General features: G+C 61.8%; 6 protein-coding genes. 3 read left to right on the forward strand and 3 right to left on the reverse strand.

What is annotated here, in order from left to right:
• Positions 1–191: hypothetical protein (locus EOA86_RS39525; RefSeq protein ID WP_206630098.1), on the reverse strand; the 191-nt coding region annotated here is incomplete at its 3' end.
• Positions 192–264: 73 nt separating this feature from the next.
• Between EOA86_RS39525 and EOA86_RS22260 the strand changes: the two genes are divergently transcribed.
• Positions 265–1,092 carry a DUF2189 domain-containing protein gene (locus EOA86_RS22260; protein ID WP_127317677.1) on the forward strand — a complete coding sequence of 276 codons (828 nt, stop codon included), beginning with the start codon at positions 265–267 and terminating at the stop codon, positions 1,090–1,092.
• A gap of 90 nt (positions 1,093–1,182) precedes the next feature.
• On the opposite strand, the gene EOA86_RS22265 is transcribed toward EOA86_RS22260, so the two are convergent.
• Positions 1,183–1,815: a LysE family translocator gene (locus EOA86_RS22265; protein ID WP_128343595.1), complete on the reverse strand. Its 633-nt coding sequence runs from the start codon at positions 1,813–1,815 to the stop codon at positions 1,183–1,185.
• 154 nt (positions 1,816–1,969) lie between these two features.
• The gene (locus EOA86_RS22270; RefSeq protein WP_128343597.1) at positions 1,970–3,931 is read right to left on the reverse strand and encodes a pilus assembly protein TadG-related protein; all 1,962 of its coding nucleotides are present in this window, start codon (positions 3,929–3,931) and stop codon (positions 1,970–1,972) included.
• A 76-nt stretch (positions 3,932–4,007) separates the two neighbouring features.
• On the opposite strand from EOA86_RS22270, the gene EOA86_RS22275 reads away from it, so the two are divergent.
• Together EOA86_RS22275 and EOA86_RS22280 are read left to right on the forward strand one after the other, a co-directional pair.
• On the forward strand, positions 4,008–4,217 hold the full coding sequence (locus EOA86_RS22275; protein ID WP_127212801.1) for a hypothetical protein: 210 nt from the start codon (positions 4,008–4,010) through the stop codon (positions 4,215–4,217).
• A 64-nt stretch (positions 4,218–4,281) separates the two neighbouring features.
• The coding region (locus EOA86_RS22280) for a TIGR01459 family HAD-type hydrolase (RefSeq protein WP_128343599.1) at positions 4,282–4,916 on the forward strand (635 nt) is incomplete at its 3' end.

The raw sequence follows: 4,916 nt of genomic DNA on the forward strand, positions 1-4,916 counted from the left end.
CCATCGAGGATGGCGAAAAGCCGGCGGGTTCGGGTGCCTGCCTTGGCCACATTCCGCTGGCCGAGGGAATTGAACGATTTGGTGCCTAGACTAGCACACGCCAGCCGCGCGGCACGGACGCGCCCTGTGCCGCGCGGCGCTTGCCCCGACACCACCCGATTCGCGACAAGCACATCGAATTCGGCTATCATGCCATCGCTTTTGAAATGGCAGCTACGGGCGGCCATCCCGGCGGTGGCCGCCCCGACACACGGGAGAATGGTTATGGCCAGCTTTCATGTCATGTCGGACGCGCGTGGAATGCACGTGCAGCCCAGGGTGCGCCGCATCACCACGGCAGACCTGATGGATGTGCTGCGGCTCGGCGTCGAGGATTTCTGGGCAAAGCCATCGCATTACGTGTTCTTGTGCCTGATCTATCCGGTGGTCGGATTGATCCTGGCGCAGTGGACGACATCCGGCTCCAACGCCATCCAGCTCCTTTATCCGCTGATGTCCGGCTTCGCCCTGCTTGGACCCTTCGCCGCGATCGGCCTCTACGAGATCAGCCGCCGCCGCGAGCTCGGCATGGACACGTCCTGGTGGCACGCGCTCGACGTGCGCCACTCGCCGGCGCTGCCGGCGATCGCAGTCATCGGCGTCATGCTGGTGGCACTGTTCCTGCTCTGGCTGTACACCGCGCAATCGATCTACATCGGCCTGTTCGGCAATCAGCCGCCCGCCTCGATCGGCGGCTTTTTGCGCGAGGTGCTGACAACGCCCAAAGGCTGGATGCTGATCCTACTCGGCAATTCGGCTGGCTTCGTCTTCGCCGCGATCGTGCTGGCGACGACCGTCGTCGCTTTCCCGCTGCTGCTCGACCGCGATGTCGGCGCGGTCTCGGCAATCGAGACATCGGCACGGGCGGTGATGACAAATCCGCTGCAGATGGCACTGTGGGGCTTGATGGTGGCCGTGCTGCTGGTCATCGGCTCGATCCCGCTGTTTGCCGGGCTCGCCGTCGTCATGCCCGTGCTTGGCCATGCGACGTGGCACCTCTATCGCAGGGTGGTCGAACCGGAGCGGGCGCAGCAGGACCGGCGGCCGATGTAGGCTACGGCGGCGGTGCCGCCGCTCTATCTTTTCGTTTGAGCATCGGATTCTCCCAAAACCGGTACCCACTTTTGGGTCCGATGCTCTTAGTTAACGCTGCGCGTCCGTTGCCATCTTCAGGGCCAGTGCGGTCAGAACCGTGCCCATCATCCAACGCTGGATCACCAGCCATAGCGGTCGGCCGGCGAGGAAGACGGCGATCGAGCCGGCCCTAACCGCGATGATCGCGTTGACGGTGAGGCTGATCGCAATCTGCGTGGTGCCGAGCACCAGAAGCTGCGAAAGCACGTGGCCCTTGCCGGGGCTGATGAACTGCGGCAGCAGCGAAAGATAAAGCACCGCCACCTTCGGGTTGAGCAGATTGGTCATCAGGCCCATGGCGAACAATTTGCGCGGCCTGTCCTTCGGCAGTTCCCGGACCTGGAACGGCGAGCGTCCGCCTGGCCTCACTGCTTGCCAGGCAAGCCACAAAAGGTAGAAGGCGCCGGCAAAGCGCAGCGCATCATAGGCGTAAGGTACGGCAAGCAGCAGCGCGGTGATGCCGAATGCCGCCGACAACACGTAGAAGACAAAGCCGAGCGCCACGCCACCGAGCGAGATCAGGCCGGCTTTCGGCCCCTGAGACAGCGATCGCGAGATCAGACAGATCATATTCGGGCCAGGCGTCAGCACCATGCCGAGGCAGACCAGCGCGAAGGCGAGATGATTGGCGGCTTCGGGCACAGGTGCATCTCCGGATGGCGACTCCGCGCCTCCGGATGATCTCCATCCGATGTGCACGGTCAGGCGAACGCTCCAAGTGCCCTCGCTAGTCCGCAGGCGCAAGAGCATCACAGCGCAAGCCATTGCGCCAGCCCGTCGCATCGCCGCTTACGTGTCAGCCGACGATGCGCAAGTTCGACAATTCGTTGGCGATTTCCTTGAAATTGTCCGACAGCGTCGCCCCGGTCGCGTTCCAGAACAGCTTGGCCGGTTTGGTCGGATCCGTGGGATCCATGCGGAAGCGCGAGTCCGACGAGCATGCCCTCAGCGCGTCGAGCGCTTTCTTATCGCCGGCATCGGTGGTCGACAGGTCGAGCGCGACGGTCATGACGAGAATGTTCGAACTCTTCGCGTTGGCGCAAAGGGTCTGCATCTGCTCGTCTAGAGCGGCGGTGTAGTTGGCGCCGGTATAGGTGGTCTTGCCGATGTCCGTGCTCGTGTTCATGAACAGGCGCGTCACGCTTCCAGAGCCCGGATATGTCAGGCCGGTGTAGCCGTAAGCGGCATAGGTCGACCTGTTGTTGGCATAGCCGCTGTCGCTGACGGTGCTGTAGGTATTGGCGCCGTCAGTCAGCACGATCACCACTTTGTCGTTGCCCCTTTCGGTGTTCGGCCGGCCCTCGGTGAAAGGTTCGTTGCTCGACACCGTCCGCCAGCCCCAGGCAAGGCCTTCCGGCACGTTGGTGTTGCCGTTGGGCGCCATGGCGTCGATGGCGTTCTTGATCTCGTCTTTCTGGGCAAGCTGGCTCACGTCTTTGAGCGTCGTGATCGGGTTGGCCGTGCAGGACGCATTCGGGCCGTCGCCCGAGGCAGCCGACTGCGAGCCGTAAGGCTTAACCAGGAAATATTTGCGCATGTCCGACTGCCGCTGTGAAGCGGTTGGGCTGTCGGTGTACTTGGGCCAGTCGGCCCACCAGTTGTTGCCGTAACCATAGGACAGATAGGTCACGTCGTTAGCGCCGTCGCGGTTGAAATCGAGCCAGAGGGTGCCAGCCTCGTCCGGCGCAAACATCGGCACGAACAGCGTGGCAGGCGTGGCGGTGTTCGGCGTCGTATCGTCGTTATTATACGGGTGCGGCCTCGCCTCGACGCAACCCTGCCAGCTCGCATAGCGACTGGTGGTGTAGATATATTCCGGAGTGGTCCAGTGGCCGCTGCTGCAGTTGCCTTTTCTGTTATAGGTGTCGCAGATATACTGTTTCGTGTTAGGCACTTCTTCGCGGCCGGACTCGACCGTGATGTCGGCGTAAAGGCTGAAGCGGGTCAGTGGTTGATCCTCGCTGTCGCCCCAGCCAGCGCCGCGCTTGTACCAGACGCCGTTGAGCTTCTCAGCGTATTTGTCCGGATCGTTGGCGGGGGTCATCTTCGTCCAGTCGAAATCCTCGTGTTGGATCGGGGAGATGCCGTCCTGGTCCATCCAGCTATCCTGGTCATGGGTGGGACCGACATTGACCGAAGCAGCGAACGGCACCAGGGAGAACTGCACCGGTTTGGTGACCTGCTTCATCTGCTGTGCCTGCAGCGCCAGCGTATCGACAAGCTGCTTGGCGGCAGTCTTCAGCAGGTCTATTCGCTTCGCCCCGGTGCCGGAACCCAGATTATTCATCGAGCCGGAATTATCGAGCACAAGGGCTACTTCCAGCGTGTTCTTGAGGCGGATTTCCGAGCACGCCGTGAAGGTTGTATCGCTGGTGGTCCCGCCGCCCATCAGCATAGCGGCGGCCGGCAGAAAATAGGGGCGATACGTCAGGGCGCTGCAGAGCTTCAACGTGCCGCCACCCGCATTGCTGTTGGGCAGGGTGACGGTAAGCAACGTATTGGCCGGATCGACAGGGCCGAGATTGGCTTCGAAGAAAGTCTTGGCATAGGCCTTGACGTCGTCGTCGCTTGCGCCGGCGACGATCTTATGAGCGGTAGCGAGACCGGCGCCGTCCAGGGCATTCAACGTGGCGTTCTTCTGGCGGAGCAGTTCCGAGTAGTCGACGCTGAGCGCCAAGCCGCCCATGAGCGGCACCATGGTGATGACCGTCATCAGCGTATAGTTGCCACGCCGGTCCCTACCGAATTTTCGGATCATTGCCGTCAGCACCCCGCTAGAACCCCTTTGTCGGCGACCAGATGCCACCAATCCTTGAATTTCAGATTGCTAAAATATGTCCAAGATCGACACACTTTTTCAAAGCTCGTTAACCACGCCGCCGCTGGGGCCAATGCCGCCCGCGATCGGGATCGCCGCGGAGTGTCCGGAATCGGCTAAAGCTCTGGAAACGAAAATTTTTGTGCTTTGCGATTATGCCTTCATTGCTGAGCGGCGATGCCGAAACGCGGCGAAAGCTGGTGACAGGGTGAAGAGCTTCGGTTAATGCGGTCCAGTCGCTGCGGATCGTCGGCGGCGGCGCTCGCAACCATCATGACCTGGGAAAAGATATGGCGGATTCGCCCGATATCATCGGCTCGCTCGCGGATTTGTCTGCAGCCTATTCTTCCATCCTGTGCGATGTCTGGGGCGTGGTCCACAATGGCGAACGGCATTTTCCGGCTGCCGCTCTGGCGCTGGCGACCGCACGCGAAGCGAAGATACCTGTGGTGCTGATCACCAATTCGCCGCGGCGCAGCGCCGATGTAGTGGCGCAGATGAATGCGATCGGCGTTCCTTCTGCGGCCTATGACCGTATCGTCACCTCCGGTGACGTGACCCGCGACCTGATCATCGAGGGCCCGCGAAAGATCTTCCATATCGGCGCCGACCGCGATTTCACGCTCTATGACGGTCTTGACGTCGAGCTCGTCGAGGAGTTCGAGGCATCCGGCGTGGTCTGCACCGGGCTGTTCGACGACGAGGTCGAGAAGCCGGAGGACTACGCCGATCTTCTTCGGCGGCTACGCGCCAGGAACCTGCCATTCATCTGCGCCAATCCCGACATCGTGGTCGAGCGCGGCGAGCGGATGATCTGGTGCGCCGGGGCCTTGGCTCGCGACTATGCCCAGCTCGGCGGGCGGACGCTGATCGCCGGAAAACCTTATGCCCCGGTCTATGATGTCGCGATGAAGGAGATCGCCGA

Origin of the sequence: Mesorhizobium sp. M5C.F.Ca.IN.020.32.2.1 (assembly GCF_004023105.1) — a bacterium.
Taxonomy (GTDB): domain Bacteria; phylum Pseudomonadota; class Alphaproteobacteria; order Rhizobiales; family Rhizobiaceae; genus Mesorhizobium; species Mesorhizobium wenxiniae.